A 14,149-nucleotide genomic window follows, 5' to 3' on the forward strand; every position below is an offset into this window, starting at 1 on the left:
GTGGCGACGACAGTTCGATCGGTGTGGGTGCCGGCTTCGGCTGGTAACGCGCTGGGTGCATGACACGCGGCGGCGCCGATGTGCGCCGCCGCGGTAGAGCAAGGCCCGAGGGGGCGGGCAAGGACCGTGGCTGGGCCGGCCAACGGATTCGATGGAGTGATGGCCTTATCAGGAGTGGCTGATCAAACGCAGCGGGCTGCACTGCGGTTGCGCAGCAGTTTCGAGAGCCGCTCCCAGCTGATCGACGAAAAACACGAAGAGGACTTCACCGTGATCGACAAGAATTTCCGTCTCTCCCCGCTGACCGGCGCCATCTTGATGATGGCGCTCGGTGCATCGGGCACGCTCGCTGCTGCCCCGCAACTGCTGGTCAAGGAACCGACCCAGGCAGCATCGGCCGGCGCTGCGTTCAGTAGCCGCCTGATCGTGCACTACAAGGACAACACCGCTGCCGCGACCGACCGCGCCAGCAAGCTGAGCGCGGTGCAGGCCGCGGTCGGCCGTGTCGGTGCGAGCACCGGCGCACGCAGCAGCGCAGCCGCCGCCAAGGCGACGTATGTGCGCAAGCTCGGCATCGGCGCGGACCTGATCAAGCTGTCCAGCACGCTGACCACCGCACAGGTGGACAAGGTGGTGGGCGAGCTCAAGAACGACCCGTCCGTGGCCGACGTGCAGATCGATCGCATGCTGCGCCCGGTCGAGATCAAGAAGAGCGTCGCCGCCACCGACGTGACCCCGCAACTGGTGCCCAACGACCCGCTGTACGCGCAGTACCAGTGGCATCTGAGCAACCCCAACGGCGGCATCAACGCGCCGGCCGCCTGGGATCTGTCGCAGGGCGCGGGCGTGGTGGTGGCAGTGCTGGATACCGGCATCCTGCCGGGCCATCCCGACTTTGCCGGCAATCTGCTGCAGGGTTACGACTTCATCACCGATGCCGAAGTCTCGCGTCGTCCCACCGATGCCCGCGTCCCGGGCGCGCTGGATTACGGCGACTGGGAAGAGGCCGACAACGTCTGCTATGACGGCTCGGTGGCGCAGGAAAGCTCCTGGCACGGCACCCATGTCTCGGGCACCGTGGCCGAAGCGACCAATAACGGCGTCGGCATGGCCGGCGTGGCACCGAAGGCGACCATTCTGCCGGTGCGCGTGCTCGGCCGTTGCGGCGGCTACACCTCCGACATCGCCGATGCGATCGTCTGGGCCTCCGGCGGTACGGTTGCTGGCGTGCCCGCCAACACCAACCCGGCCGAGGTCATCAACATGAGCCTGGGCGGCGGCGAGCCCTGCGATTCGGCCACCCAGCTGGCGATCAACGGCGCGGTCTCGCGTGGCACCACCGTGGTGGTGGCGGCCGGCAACAGCGGCGAAGATGCGGCCAACCATTCGCCGGCCAGCTGCAACAACACCATCACCGTGGGTGCCACGCGCATCACCGGCGGCATCACCTACTACTCCAACTACGGCAGCAAGGTCGACCTGTCCGGCCCGGGCGGTGGTGGCAGCGTGGACGGCAATCCGGGCGGTTACATCTGGCAGGCCGGTTACACCGGTGCGACCACGCCGACCTCGGGAAGCTACACCTATATGGGCTTGGGTGGCACGTCGATGGCGTCCCCCCACGTGGCCGGCGTCGTCGCCCTGGTGCAGAGCGCGTCGATCGGTCTGGGCGATGGCCCGCTGACCCCGGCCGCGGTGGAAGCGCTGCTCAAGCAGACCAGTCGTCGCTTCCCGGTGACGCCGCCGGCCAGTACCCCGATCGGCAGCGGCATCGTCGATGCCAAGGCCGCGCTGGAAGCGGTGCTGGTGGAGCCCTGCGATCCGGCCACCGAGAGCTGCGCGCCGACCGCCATCGCGTTGACCAACAAGGCCCCGCTGACCGGCCTGAGCGGTGCTTACGCCAGCTCCACGCTGTACAGCTTCGAAGCCAAGGCCGGCGCCGTGCTCAGCATCATGACCTATGGCGGCACCGGCGATGTGGCGGTCTATGTCAGCTTCGATGCCGAGCCCAGCGCGACCAGTTATGACGCCAAGTCGACCCGTCCCGGCAACAGCGAGACCGTGCGCTTCACTGCTCCCAAGGCAGGCACTTACTACATCAAACTGGTCGGTGCGGCGGACTACGCGAAGCTGACGCTCGTTGCGCGACAGTAAGTGACGAAATAGTGTGACCGATGCCCTCGGCCAATCGCCGGGGGCATTGTTTTTCAGGGCGATTCAGATGGGTGCGGTTGATCGTCGCGGCAAACTGTTACAGTCGGCGCCGGACCAGTGGAGACGAGTGTGAACGCGGTTGCCGTCGATCCAATTGAGTATCGCAGCGCAGAGACGCGCATCGTCGAAGCGCTGCTTGAACGCCGTCGTCTGAAAGACACCGACCTGCTGCGCGCGCGCCAGTTGCAGGCCGAATCCGGTATGGGGCTGTTGTCCCTGCTGGGGCGTCTGGGCCTGGTGTCCGAGCGCGATCATGCGGAGACCTGCGCCGACGTGCTGGGTCTGCCGTTGGTGGATGCACGCCAGCTCGGCGATACGCCACCGGAAATGCTGCCGGAAGTGCAGGGGCTGTCGCTGCGTTTCCTCAAACAGTTCCATCTGTGCCCGGTCGGCGAACGTGATGGCCGGCTGGATCTATGGATTGCCGATCCCTACGACGATTACGCCATCGATGCGGTGCGCCTTGCCACCGGCTGCCCGTTGTTTCTGCAGGTGGGTCTGCGTTCGGAAATCGACGATCTGATCGAGCGCTGGTATGGGCAGGGCCGCAGTGCGATGGGCACCATCGTGGAAACCGCCGATGGCGATGCCAACAGCAGCGACGACATCGAAGCGCTGCGCGATCTGGCCTCCGAAGCGCCGGTGATCCGGCTGGTGAATCTGGTGATCCAGCACGCGGTGGAACTACGCGCCTCGGACATCCATATCGAACCGTTCGAAAGCCGGCTCAAGGTGCGTTACCGCGTGGACGGCGTGCTGGTGGAAGGCGAAAGCCCGCCGGCCAAGCTCACCGCGGCGGTGATCAGCCGCATCAAGATCATGGCCAAGCTCAACATCGCCGAACGCCGGCTGCCGCAGGACGGCCGCATCATGTTGCGCGTGCAGGGCAAGGAGCTGGACCTGCGCGTCAGCACCGTGCCCACCGCGCACGGCGAGAGCGTGGTGATGCGTCTGCTCGATCGCGAGACGGTGGTGTTCGACTTCTACAAGCTCGGCTTCACCGAAGAGTTTCTCCCGCAGTTCCGCAAGGTGCTGGAGCAACCGCACGGCATCATGCTGGTGACCGGCCCGACCGGTTCGGGCAAGACCACCACGCTGTACACCGCGTTGAGCCAGCTCAATACCTCCGACGTGAAGATCATCACCGTCGAAGACCCGGTGGAATACCAGATCGAAGGCATCAACCAGATCCAGGCCAAACCGCAGATCGGGCTGGATTTCGCCAACGCACTGCGCAGCATCGTGCGTCAGGATCCGGACATCATCATGATCGGCGAAATGCGCGATCTGGAAACCGCACGCATCGCGATCCAGTCCGCGCTCACCGGCCATCTGGTGCTGTCCACGCTGCACACCAACAACGCGGCCGGCGGCATCACCCGTCTGCTTGATATGGGCGTGGAGGACTATCTGCTCACCTCCACCATCAACGGCATTCTGGCGCAGCGCCTGGTGCGCAAACTCGACCTGGCCAACGCCGAGCGCTACCCGGCATCGCCGGAAGAAATCGAGCGTTTCAACCTGCGCCGGCTGCAGCCGGACGGCGAGATCCACCTGTATCGCCCGCGCGCCTCGGCCGCCGCACCGACCGGTTATCTGGGCCGCACCACCATCGTCGAATTCCTGGTGATGAACGACGAATTGCGGCGCGCGGTGATGCGCCGCGCCGGCATGGGCGAGATCGAACAACTGGCCCGCAAGGCCGGGATGCGCACCATGTACGAAGACGGCCTGTCCAAGGCCTTGCGCGGCGAAACCACCATCGAAGAAGTGCTGCGCGTGACGGAGGATGCGTGAGAGTCAACGGAGCCACAGCGAGCAGCGGATGCTCGGGATCGGAAGATAGGCAGGGCAAGGTCCCGGCAACGCATCGCGCACGCGCACAGCTGCGCCCGGTGGCGCCAACGCAGCGCAGGATCCTGCTTTTCCCGATTCCCGATTCCCGATTCTCCACTCCCGGCCTTCCAGCCTGATGCCCCTGTACCGCTACAAGGCGCTCGACGCCCACGGCGAAATGCTCGATGGCCAGATGGAAGCGGCCAGCGACGCGGACGTTGCCCTGCGCCTGCAGGAGCAGGGCCACCTGCCGGTGGAGACGCGCCTGGCCACCGGCGAAAACGACTCGCCGTCGCTGCGTATGCTGTTGCGCAAGAAACCGTTCGATAACGCCGCGCTGGTGCAGTTCACCCAGCAGTTGTCCACGCTGATCGGTGCCGGCCAGCCGCTGGATCGTGCCTTGTCGATCCTGATGGATCTGCCCGAAGACGAAAAAAGCCGGCGCGTGATCGGCGATGTGCGCGACACCGTGCGTGGCGGCGCGCCGCTGTCCTCGGCACTGGAACGCCAGCACGGGCTGTTTTCCAAGCTCTACATCAACATGGTGCGCGCCGGTGAAGCCGGCGGCAGCATGCAGGACACGCTGCAACGCCTGGCCGATTACCTGGAGCGCAGCCGTGCGCTGCGCGGCAAGGTGATCAATGCATTGATCTATCCGGCGATCCTGCTGGCGGTGGTCGGTTGCGCGCTGCTGTTTCTGCTCGGCTATGTGGTGCCGCAGTTCGCGCAGATGTACGAAAGCCTGGATGTGGCCTTGCCGTGGTTCACCCAGGCCGTCTTGAGCGTGGGCCTGCTGGTGCGCGACTGGTGGCTGGTGTTGATTGTGGTGCCGGGCGTACTCGGGCTATGGCTTGATCGCAAACGGCGCAATGCCGCGTTTCGCGCCGCGCTGGACGAATGGTTGCTGCGGCAGAAAGTGGTCGGCAGCCTGATCGCGCGCCTGGAAACCGCGCGGCTGACGCGTACCCTGGGCACCTTGTTGCGCAACGGCGTGCCGCTGCTGGCGGCGATCGGTATTGCGCGCAATGTGATGTCCAATCTGGCGTTGGTCGAAGATGTCGACGCTGCGGCCGACGACGTCAAGAACGGCCATGGGCTGGCGATGTCGCTGGCACGCGGCAAGCGCTTCCCGCGGCTGGCCCTGCAGATGATTCAGGTCGGCGAAGAATCGGGCGCGCTGGACACGATGCTGCTCAAGACCGCCGACACCTTCGAGCTGGAAACCGCGCAGGCCATCGACCGCGCGCTGGCCGCCCTGGTGCCGTTGATCACCCTGGTGCTGGCCTCGGTGGTGGGGCTTGTCATCATTTCGGTGCTGGTACCGCTGTATGACCTGACCAATGCCATCGGATAACGTGGCAGTGGATTCACAACAACTTTCCGGTGACCGCGCGACACCCATGCGGGAACCATTGCAACGCCCGCCGTGTCAGCTTCTGGCGGCAGCATCTTTCATCGACGTGCAAGGAAATCGTTCATGATCAAGCGCTCCATCACCCGTAGTCCATCGCGTGCAGGCCAGGCCGGCATGAGCCTGCTGGAAATCATCATCGTCATCGTCCTGATCGGCGCGGTGCTGACCCTGGTCGGCAGCCGTGTGCTCGGTGGTGCCGATCGCGGCAAGGCCAATCTGGCCAAGTCGCAGATCCAGACCCTGGCCGGCAAGATCGAGAATTTTCAGCTCGACACCGGCAAGTTGCCGAGCAAGCTCGATGATCTGGTGACCCAGCCGGGCGGCAGCAGCGGCTGGCTCGGCCCGTACGCCAAGCCGGTCGAACTCAACGACCCATGGGGCCACACCATCGAATACCGCGCCCCCGGCGATGGCCAGCCGTTCGATCTGATCAGTCTGGGCAAGGACGGCCGCCCCGGTGGCAGCAGTTACGATTCGGACATCAAGTACCAATAAGCCGTTCGCCATGCGCGTTGCGTGTCAGCCGTTGCGTCATCCGCATGGAGTGGTCGGCCCTGGTCGTCCCCGCACGCGTGGCAGTTCGTTGCTGGAGATGTTGCTGGTCATCGCCTTGATCGCCATGGCCGGCGTGCTGGCCGCCGCGGCGCTCAACGGCGGGATCGACGGCATGCGCCTGCGCACCGCCGGCAAGGCGATCGCCTCGCAGCTGCGCTATACGCGCACGCAGGCGATTGCCACCGGCACGCCGCAGCGCTTTCTGATCGATCCGCAGCAGCGGCGCTGGGAAGCGCCCGGCGGCCATCACGGCGACCTGCCGTCGTCGCTGGAAGTGCGTTTCACCGGCGCGCGGCAGGTGCAGTCGCGGCAGGATCAGGGCGCCATCCAGTTCTTCCCCGATGGCGCCTCCACCGGCGGGCGCATCGATCTGCGCGTCAAGGACGCCACCTGGCGCGTGGACGTGGGCTGGATCACCGGCGAAGTACGTTCCGGGCAGTTGCGGACGCCAGCGCCATGAAGCGTCAGCGCGGTTACACGCTGATCGAGGTGATCGTCGCCTTTGCATTGCTGGCGCTGGCGTTGAGCCTGTTGCTGGGATCGCTGTCCGGCGCCGCACGTCAGGTGCGCGCGGCCGACGACAGCACGCGCGCCACCTTGCATGCGCAATCGTTGCTGGCGGCGCAGGGCATGGACAAACCGCTGCTGCCCGAACAGCAACAAGGCACGTTCGAAGACGGGCATTTCCGCTGGTCGATGGATGTGCGCCCATACGAGGAGCCGCGACGCAATCCGCAGGCGCCGGTGTCCCCCGGCGCGCACACGCTGCTGCAGCTGACCCTGGTGGTGCGCTGGGGCGAGCAGCCCAATCAGGTCCTGCAGTGGCGCACCTTGCGGCTGGTCGCTGCAACGCAGGGTGGCGTCCCATGAGTCGGTCGCGCAGCGCCGGTTTCACCTTGATCGAAGTGTTGCTGGCGACGATGTTGTTGGTCGGCGGGCTGGTATTGGCGTTTGCCACCTTGCGCTCGGCCAGTGCGGTGAGCCAGCGCGGCGAGGCGATCGCCCAGCGCAGCGAGCGGGTGCGTGCGGTGGAAGAATTTCTGCGCCGGCGTCTATCGGCCGCATTGCCGATCGCCATGGGTATCGACCCGCAAAGCCAGCAACCGATGTTGTTCATCGGCGAGCCGCAGCGCATGCGTTTTGCCGCCGATGTGCCGGATTATCTGGGCCGTGGCGGGCCATACCTGCATGATCTGTCGGTGGCCGGCGATGGCGAGCAGCGCAACCTGCTGATCGCATTGACCATGCTGCAATCGGGCAAGCCGATCGAAGAGCGCGCCGCGCTGCCGCCGGAGATACTCGCCGAAGGCGTGCAACAGGTGAGCTTTCGGTATCGCGGCATGGATCCGCAGAACGGACGCCTGGGCGCGTGGCTGCCGCAGTGGGAATGGCACGACCGCCTGCCGCTGCTGGTGCGGATCGATATTCGCAGCGGCGGCGCTCCGTGGCCGCCGCTGGTGGTGGCGCTGCCGCAATCGAGCAACCCCGGAGCAGGGCAATGAGCCGGATGCGTGGCGCGGCGCTGGTGCTGGTGTTGTGGTTGATCGCCCTGCTCACCGCGATGATCGGTGCATTCGCGCTGACCGCGCGGGTGGAAGCCCTGCAGGGCAACATGCTGCGCAATGGCGCGCAGGCGCAGGAATATGCGCGTGCTGGCCTGGAATACGCACTCTCGCGCTTGCAAAGCACCGATACGCAGGCACGCTGGCGCGCAGACGGCCGGCGCTATCGTTGGCAGATGGACGATGCCACGGTGGAGATCCGCATTACCGACGAAAGCGGCAAGGTGGACTTGAACATGGCCGAGCCCGCGCTGCTGGCCGGCCTGGTGCGCGCGGTCGGTGCCGAACAGGGCCGCGATACGCGCATTGCCGGCGCGATCGTCGACTGGCGCGATGGCGACTCGCTGAGCCAGCCCGGCGGCGGCGCAGAAGATCGCGATTATGCCGATGCCGGATTGCCGTACGGCGCCAAGGATGGTCCGTTCGAAACGCTGGGCGAGTTGCGCCTGGTGCTGGGCATGGATGGCGAGCTGTATCGCAAGCTGTTGCCCAACCTCACCCTGTACAGCGGACGCTCGCGCCCCGAAGCGCGCTTTGCGCCGGGCCCGGTGCTGACCGCGATGGGTCTGGATGCGCGGCAACTGCTGGCCCAGCGTGACGCGCCGCCGGGTTTGCCGGGCAGCGAGGCGACGGTCGGTGGGTCGGACACTTATAGTATCGAGAGCCGGGCGCGACTGAGTCAGGGACGCGAGGCTGTGTTGCGGGCGGTCGTCTCCACCAGTGCGTCCGCATTACCTGGGTCGGCGTATACCGTGTTGCGTTGGGAAGAGGGAGCAGCAGTGCAATGACCGCATGGCGGGACACCTTGGGTCGTATCGGCGTACGCGCCATGCCGGGAGCCGGAGGCTTCTGGCGTTGGTGGCAACAATCGCTGCTGGCCTGGCTGCCGCAGCGCTGGCAATGGCAGTTGGGCCTGTCGCCGTCGCGGCTGTTGTTGCAGCCCGATGGGTCTGCGCTGCAGTTGCTGCGTCAGCGCGATCACAGCAGCGAGGCCATCGCCAGCCTGCCGTGGCCGGTGCAGCCGCAGGAAGTGCAGGCCTTGCTGCCCACCGTGCTGGAGGGCCTGCCGCGGCATTGGCTGTTGCCGGCCGCGCATGCCTTGCGTCGCCCGTTGCGCCTGCCTGCTGCGGCAGCCGCGCGCTTGCAGGATGTGGCGCGCTTCGAGATCGATCGGCAAACCCCGTTCACCGCCGACCAGGTGTACTTCGATGCGCGCGTGCTGGACGTGCGCGAAGACGGCCAGCTCGATGCCGAACTGGTGGTCGTGCCGCGGCGCATGATCGATGGCCCCGACGGCGTGCCCGACGCATGGGCCAGCGCCTTGTCCGGCATCGATGTCGCCGACGCGCAGGGCCTGCCATTGGGCGTGAACCTGCTGCCACCGGCGCGCCGGCTGCGGCGCAGCGACCCGATGCAGCGCTGGAATCTGTTGCTCGCTGCCGCCGCACTGGTGTTGTTGGCCGTGGCCGGTTGGCTGCTGCTGGACAACCGCCGCCAGGCCGCCGACGACTTGCGTGCCAAGGTGCAGGCCAACGCCGCGCGTGCGCGCCAGGTCGCCGCCGAACGCCAGCAATTGCTGGATCTGGTCGAAGGTGCAAACTTCTTCCAGCAGCAGCGCGCCACCCGCCCCACCTCGGTGGAAATCTGGGACGAACTGAGCCGGCGTCTGCCGGGCGGCACCTATCTCGAAAAATTCTCGGTCGAGGGCGGGCAATTGCAGTTGATCGGTCTGAGCAACGAAGCCTCCTCGCTGGTGCGGCGTCTGGAAGGCTCGCCGCTGTGGCGCACGCCCTCGCTGACCGGCGTGCTGCAGAGCGATGCCGGTCGTAATGTGGACCGCTTCACCATCACCGCCGAACTGGCCGGCCCCGATGCCAAGGAGGCGGCCGATGCCACGCAGCGTTAAGCGCGATCGCTGGATCGCTTTGGGCCTGCTGTTGCTGGTGATCAGCGTGGCCTATCTGGTGCTGGTGCACCCCTGGTTCACCCAGCCGATGATCGCCGTGCAGGACGACCTGCAGGCGCTGCGCGAGCGCGAGTTGCGCGTGCGCGTGCAGCTGCAGCAGGCCCCGGAAGTCAGCAAACGGCTACGGCAGGCGCGCCAGACCCTGGAAAGCCGCCCGGGCTTCCTGCCGGAAACCTCGGCCGAGCTGGCATCGGCCGGCCTGGTGCAGCGGCTGGAACGTGCCGTGGTGGAAGCCAGCCCCGGCAACCGCAGCTGCGCGATCAGCAACCGCTCGCCGCTGCAGCCGGAAAGCAAGGACCGCTTCACCCGCGTCGCGGTGCAGGTGCGCCTGCGCTGCGGCACCCCGGAGCTGGCCTCGGTGCTGTACAGCCTGGAAAACGGCACGCCGCGCCTGTTCGTGGACAACCTCAACGTGATGGCGCAGCGCTACCAACTCTCGCCCAACGAAAGCGGCAACGGCCTGGACATCGCCTTCGAACTGGCCGGCTACTTGCGCCCGGGCGCCAGCGCCGCGCCGCTGAACACCGACGCGGCGCCCGCCGCCCCCAGCGCCGCGGAGGCCAGCAATGCGCCTTGACATGATCGGTCTGCGCACCTGGCTGCTGGCCACCGTGGTCGGCTGGGCGCTGCTGGTATGCATACTGGCCGTGGCCGGGCTGGGCAAGCGCGTGGAGTTGCTGCCGGACGACCCCGCACTGGTGCAGCGCCTGCCCACGCTGCCGGCACCGGCACCGGAACGGCTGGGCGCGTTCGAAAAATATTCGGAGATCGCCGCGCATCCGGCCTTCGCCGAAGACCGCCTGCCGCACCCGTTTTTCCTGTCCGGCAACGACGGCAGCAGCGCCGCCTCGACCGTACGCCTGACCGGCGTGCTGCTGACGGACAACTTCAAGATGGCCACGCTGACGCTGGACCCGCAGGATTCGGTGCGTGTGCAGCTGGGCGGCGAAGCGGTCAAGGGCTGGCGCCTGCTCGCCCTGCAGCCGCGCAGCGCAACCATCGAAGGCCCCGGCGGCACCCAGACACTGGAGTTGCACGTGTTCAACGGCCTGGGCGGGCAACCGCCCACCGCCAATGCGGGCGCGCGCGGCGCGGCCGGCGCCATCCCGCCGTTACCGTCGCCCGATGCCGCCGCGGCCGCGCCGGCGCAGCCGCCGCAGACCCAGCCCGCCGCGCCGCCACAGCAGCCCGGTGGGCAGACACCGCCGACGGCGCCGCCGCAGCGCAGCGATGGCGCCCAGGAAGCCCCACGCCCCTCCGACGATCAGATGCGCGCCATCCGAGAACGTATCGAAGCCCGACGCCGCCAGCTGCAACAGCAGCGCCAGAGCGGCTCTACCCCCGGTCAGACCCAATGAGTAAACGCATGACGCAGCGCCTGTTTCCCGTGTCCCTGCTGATCGGCCTGCTGGCCGGTTGCGCCTCCACTCCGCCGCCGGACGTGCGCCGCGACGCGCGCCTGGACCCGCAAGTCGGCGCTGCCGGCGCCACCCAGACCAGCGCCGAGCAACGCGCCGACGGCAATGCCAGCGCCAAGCCCACCCCGGTGATCCGGCGTGGCAGCGGCACCATGATCAACCAGAGCGCGGCGGGCGCGCCGGCACCGACGCTGGGCATGGTCAGCAGCGGCAGCGCCACCTTCAATTTCGAGGGCGAATCGGTGCAGGCGGTGGTCAAGGCGATCCTGGGCGACATGCTCGGGCAGAACTACGTCATCGCCCCCGGCGTGCAGGGCACCGTGACCCTGGCCACGCCCAATCCGGTCTCGCCCGCGCAGGCCTTGAACCTGCTGGAAATGGTGCTGGGCTGGAACAACGCGCGCATGGTGTTCAGCGGCGGCCGCTACAACATCGTGCCCGCCGACCAGGCGCTGGCCGGCACCGTCGCGCCCAGCACCGCATCGCCGTCGGCCGCGCGCGGTTTCGAAGTGCGCGTGGTGCCGTTGAAGTTCATCTCCGCCAGCGAAATGAAGAAGGTGCTGGAGCCGTACGCACGCCCGAACGCCATCGTCGGCACCGATCCCTCGCGCAACGTGATCACCCTGGGCGGTACCCGCGCCGAGCTGGAGAACTACCTGCGCACCGTGCAGATCTTCGACGTGGACTGGCTGTCGGGCATGTCGGTGGGCGTGTTCCCGATCCAGTCCGGCAAGGCCGAAAAGGTCTCCGCCGATCTGGAGAAGGTGTTCGGCGAACAGAGCAAGACGCCCAGCGCCGGCATGTTCCGTTTCATGCCGCTGGAAAACGCCAACGCGGTGCTGGTGATCACCCCGCAGCCGCGCTACCTGGACCAGATCCAGCAGTGGCTGGACCGCATCGACAGCGCCGGTGGCGGCGTGCGGCTGTTCTCGTATGAGTTGAAGTACATCAAGGCCAAGGACCTGGCCGACCGCCTGTCGGAAGTGTTCGGTGGGCGCGGCAACAACAACGACTCCAACGCGTCGCTGGCCCCGGGCTCGGAAACCAGCGTGCTCGGCGGCGCCCTGGGCAACCGCGACAGCAGCATGGGCGGCAGCTCGGGCACCACCGGCGGCAGCATCGGCGAGAGCAGCGATGGCAGCTCCTCCGGCAGCAGCTTCGGGGGCAGCAGTGGCAGTGGCAGCAGCAGCGGTGGACTGGGCAACGGCAGCCTGCAGCTGTCGCCGCGCAGCAACGGCAATGGCGCGGTGACGCTGGAAGTGGAAGGCGACAAGGTCGGCGTGTCGGCGGTGGCCGAAACCAATACCTTGCTGGTGCGCTCCACCCCGCAGGCATGGACCTCCATCCGCGACGTCATCGAGAAGCTCGACGTCATGCCGATGCAGGTGCATATCGAAGCGCAGGTGGCCGAGGTGAATTTGACCGGTGCGCTGAGTTACGGCGTTAACTGGTATTTTGAAAATGCAGTAAATGCACCGGCAACCGCGACCGATGGCGGTCTGACCAATGGAACGGGCATCGGTCTCGGTGCTGGTCTTGCGAATGCAGCGGGACGTAACATCTGGGGTGACATCGCCGGGAAAGTTGGTAGTGGAGGAGTTGCTTGGAGTTTTCTAGGGAAGAATGCTGCTGCGATTATCACTGCGCTCGATAAAGTGACTAATGTTCGCCTGCTGCAGACGCCTTCTGTTTTTGTGCGCAACAATGCCGAGGCAACGCTCAATGTCGGCTCGCGTATTGCCATCAATTCGACGTCCATCAATACCGGGCTTGGCAGTGACAGTACGCTTTCATCGGTGCAATACATCGACACCGGCGTGATCCTGAAAGTGCGTCCACGCGTAACGAAGGACGGCATGGTGTTCTTGGATATCGTGCAAGAAGTCAGTAGTCCCGATAACCGTCCGGCCGCTTGCCTTTCAGCAACAGCCACGGTCAATGCGGCTGCATGTAACGTTGATATCAATACACGCCGGGTCAAGACCGAAGCTGCAGTGCAAAGCGGCGACACCATCATGTTGGCTGGCTTGATTGACGACAGGACGACCGATGGTAGCGAGGGTGTGCCATTTCTCAGCAAACTGCCGGTAGTTGGTGCCCTGTTCGGTCAGAAGACCAAGGACAGCAACCGCCGTGAAGTCATCGTGCTGATCACCCCGTCGATCGTGCGCAACCCGCAGGAAGCGCGCAATCTCACCGACGAGTACGGCCAGAAGTTCAAGGCCATGGAGCCGCTGAAACCCAGCCAGAAGCCGCAATGAGTGCGGCACTGCCCGTCGTGCTGGTGCCGGTCGGCACCGACGACGAGGCGCTGGACGCCTGTCTGGGCGCACTAGATGCCGCCACGCCCGCCGGCACGCGGGTGTGGCTGGCCGACGATGCGCAGGCCGGCCCGCGCGGCCGCGCGGTGATCGCGCACTGGCTGGCGCGCACGCATCTGCAGGCGCATCACACCCGTCGCCAGCGCATGCTCGGCGAAGTGGCGCATCTGGACGAAATGCTCAGCGCCTGCGGCGATGCCGATGTGGTGGTGCTGGGGGTGGACGCCTGCCCGCTGCCGGGCTGGTTGAATCAGCTCGACGCCTGCTTTGCGCGCGATGCGGCGATCGCCACTGCTACCCCGTGGAGCAATGTGGGCGAAGCCTGCAGCTGGCCACGCCTGGGCGAACTCAATCCGATGCCTGCCGCGCCGGAGCGGCTTGCCGCTGCGTGTGCGGCGATGCCGCCGCTGCATCCGGAACTGCCATCGGCGATCGGCCATGCGGTGCTGCTGCGCGGCAGCGCACGGCGCAAGGCCGGCGGCCTGGATGCCAGCAGCTATGGCTCCTGGTATGCCGCCTTGGTGGACCTGAGCCTGCGCATGGCTGGCCTGGGCTGGCGCAACGTGCTGTGCGACACTGCTTTCGTCGCCTCGCCGCACGAAGGTCGCCCCGCCGATGGCGACATGGATGCACTGGCCACACGCTGGCCGGCCTGGCACACACGCCTGGCCAACTTCCTGATGCACGACCCGCTACGTGCGCAACGCGATCAACTCTCGCAGTTGCTAGCCGATTTACCGCCGCCGGATCCACAACGCAGGCTGTTTGACGCGTAGAACAGCTGCCAAAGCGGCCTGCTCACCGTCAGGCGGGCGCAGCCGCTGTTCGGTGGACTCGTACAGTGCAGTTCTTGAGCGCCGTCC

13 protein-coding genes are annotated in these 14,149 nt (G+C 66.6%); all 13 read left to right on the forward strand.

Annotation, left to right across the window (positions count from 1 at the left end):
• Positions 1-270 precede the first annotated feature (270 nt).
• The 13 genes from XaplCFBP3123_RS13925 to XaplCFBP3123_RS13985 all read left to right on the forward strand — a co-directional run bounded on the left by XaplCFBP3123_RS13925 (position 271) and on the right by XaplCFBP3123_RS13985 (position 14,062).
• Positions 271-2,154 (forward strand): S8 family peptidase, encoded by a 1,884-nt coding sequence (locus tag XaplCFBP3123_RS13925; protein ID WP_104534801.1) that lies wholly within the window; start codon positions 271-273, stop codon positions 2,152-2,154.
• 129 nt (positions 2,155-2,283) lie between these two features.
• Positions 2,284-4,011 carry a type II secretion system ATPase GspE gene (gspE, locus tag XaplCFBP3123_RS13930; RefSeq protein ID WP_172453272.1) on the forward strand — a complete coding sequence of 576 codons (1,728 nt, stop codon included), beginning with the start codon at positions 2,284-2,286 and terminating at the stop codon, positions 4,009-4,011.
• Positions 4,012-4,186: 175 nt separating this feature from the next.
• Complete coding sequence (gene xpsF / locus XaplCFBP3123_RS13935) at positions 4,187-5,404, forward strand: type II secretion system protein XpsF (RefSeq protein ID WP_104534596.1); 1,218 nt, start codon at positions 4,187-4,189, stop codon at positions 5,402-5,404.
• 123 nt (positions 5,405-5,527) lie between these two features.
• A complete protein-coding gene (gspG, locus tag XaplCFBP3123_RS13940) occupies positions 5,528-5,959 on the forward strand; it encodes a type II secretion system major pseudopilin GspG (protein WP_104534597.1) in 432 nt (143 codons plus the stop codon).
• A gap of 10 nt (positions 5,960-5,969) precedes the next feature.
• Positions 5,970-6,479 (forward strand): type II secretion system protein XpsH, encoded by a 510-nt coding sequence (gene xpsH, locus XaplCFBP3123_RS13945; RefSeq protein WP_039525438.1) that lies wholly within the window; start codon positions 5,970-5,972, stop codon positions 6,477-6,479.
• Positions 6,476-6,889: a type II secretion system protein XpsI gene (gene xpsI / locus XaplCFBP3123_RS13950; protein ID WP_104534598.1), complete on the forward strand. Its 414-nt coding sequence runs from the start codon at positions 6,476-6,478 to the stop codon at positions 6,887-6,889. Before xpsH ends, xpsI begins: the two co-directional genes overlap by 4 nt.
• Positions 6,886-7,521 carry a type II secretion system protein J gene (locus XaplCFBP3123_RS13955; RefSeq protein WP_104534599.1) on the forward strand — a complete coding sequence of 212 codons (636 nt, stop codon included), beginning with the start codon at positions 6,886-6,888 and terminating at the stop codon, positions 7,519-7,521. The genes xpsI and XaplCFBP3123_RS13955 overlap by 4 nt, the downstream gene beginning before the upstream one ends.
• On the forward strand, positions 7,518-8,369 hold the full coding sequence (locus XaplCFBP3123_RS13960) for a general secretion pathway protein GspK (RefSeq protein WP_104534600.1): 852 nt from the start codon (positions 7,518-7,520) through the stop codon (positions 8,367-8,369). The genes XaplCFBP3123_RS13955 and XaplCFBP3123_RS13960 overlap by 4 nt, the downstream gene beginning before the upstream one ends.
• Positions 8,366-9,487, forward strand: a complete 1,122-nt coding sequence (locus XaplCFBP3123_RS13965; protein ID WP_104534601.1) for a PilN domain-containing protein — start codon at positions 8,366-8,368, stop codon at positions 9,485-9,487. The genes XaplCFBP3123_RS13960 and XaplCFBP3123_RS13965 overlap by 4 nt, the downstream gene beginning before the upstream one ends.
• The gene (gene gspM, locus XaplCFBP3123_RS13970; RefSeq protein ID WP_104534602.1) at positions 9,471-10,124 is read left to right on the forward strand and encodes a type II secretion system protein GspM; all 654 of its coding nucleotides are present in this window, start codon (positions 9,471-9,473) and stop codon (positions 10,122-10,124) included. Before XaplCFBP3123_RS13965 ends, gspM begins: the two co-directional genes overlap by 17 nt.
• Entirely contained in the window at positions 10,114-10,905 is a 792-nt protein-coding gene (gene xpsN / locus XaplCFBP3123_RS13975; protein WP_104534603.1) for a type II secretion system protein XpsN, read from the forward strand. The genes gspM and xpsN overlap by 11 nt, the downstream gene beginning before the upstream one ends.
• Complete coding sequence (gspD, locus tag XaplCFBP3123_RS13980; RefSeq protein ID WP_104534604.1) at positions 10,902-13,226, forward strand: type II secretion system secretin GspD; 2,325 nt, start codon at positions 10,902-10,904, stop codon at positions 13,224-13,226. Before xpsN ends, gspD begins: the two co-directional genes overlap by 4 nt.
• Entirely contained in the window at positions 13,223-14,062 is an 840-nt protein-coding gene (locus tag XaplCFBP3123_RS13985; RefSeq protein WP_104534605.1) for a glycosyltransferase family 2 protein, read from the forward strand. The genes gspD and XaplCFBP3123_RS13985 overlap by 4 nt, the downstream gene beginning before the upstream one ends.
• Positions 14,063-14,149 lie beyond the last annotated feature (87 nt).

It is taken from the genome of Xanthomonas arboricola pv. populi (assembly GCF_002939945.1).
Classification (GTDB): Bacteria; Pseudomonadota; Gammaproteobacteria; order Xanthomonadales; family Xanthomonadaceae; genus Xanthomonas; species Xanthomonas arboricola_A.

Bases quoted from the DNA above. Each gene is read 5' to 3' on its own strand.
- xpsH (WP_039525438.1), top strand. From the start codon at position 5,970: ATGCGCGTTGCGTGTCAGCCGTTGCGTCATCCGCATGGAGTGGTCGGC.
- xpsF (WP_104534596.1), top strand. From the start codon at position 4,187: ATGCCCCTGTACCGCTACAAGGCGCTCGACGCCCACGGCGAAATGCTC.
- XaplCFBP3123_RS13985 (WP_104534605.1), top strand. From the start codon at position 13,223: ATGAGTGCGGCACTGCCCGTCGTGCTGGTGCCGGTCGGCACCGACGAC.
- gspM (WP_104534602.1), top strand. From the start codon at position 9,471: ATGCCACGCAGCGTTAAGCGCGATCGCTGGATCGCTTTGGGCCTGCTG.
- gspD (WP_104534604.1), top strand. From the start codon at position 10,902: ATGAGTAAACGCATGACGCAGCGCCTGTTTCCCGTGTCCCTGCTGATC.
- XaplCFBP3123_RS13965 (WP_104534601.1), top strand. From the start codon at position 8,366: ATGACCGCATGGCGGGACACCTTGGGTCGTATCGGCGTACGCGCCATG.
- xpsN (WP_104534603.1), top strand. From the start codon at position 10,114: ATGCGCCTTGACATGATCGGTCTGCGCACCTGGCTGCTGGCCACCGTG.
- XaplCFBP3123_RS13955 (WP_104534599.1), top strand. From the start codon at position 6,886: ATGAGTCGGTCGCGCAGCGCCGGTTTCACCTTGATCGAAGTGTTGCTG.
- xpsI (WP_104534598.1), top strand. From the start codon at position 6,476: ATGAAGCGTCAGCGCGGTTACACGCTGATCGAGGTGATCGTCGCCTTT.
- gspG (WP_104534597.1), top strand. From the start codon at position 5,528: ATGATCAAGCGCTCCATCACCCGTAGTCCATCGCGTGCAGGCCAGGCC.
- XaplCFBP3123_RS13960 (WP_104534600.1), top strand. From the start codon at position 7,518: ATGAGCCGGATGCGTGGCGCGGCGCTGGTGCTGGTGTTGTGGTTGATC.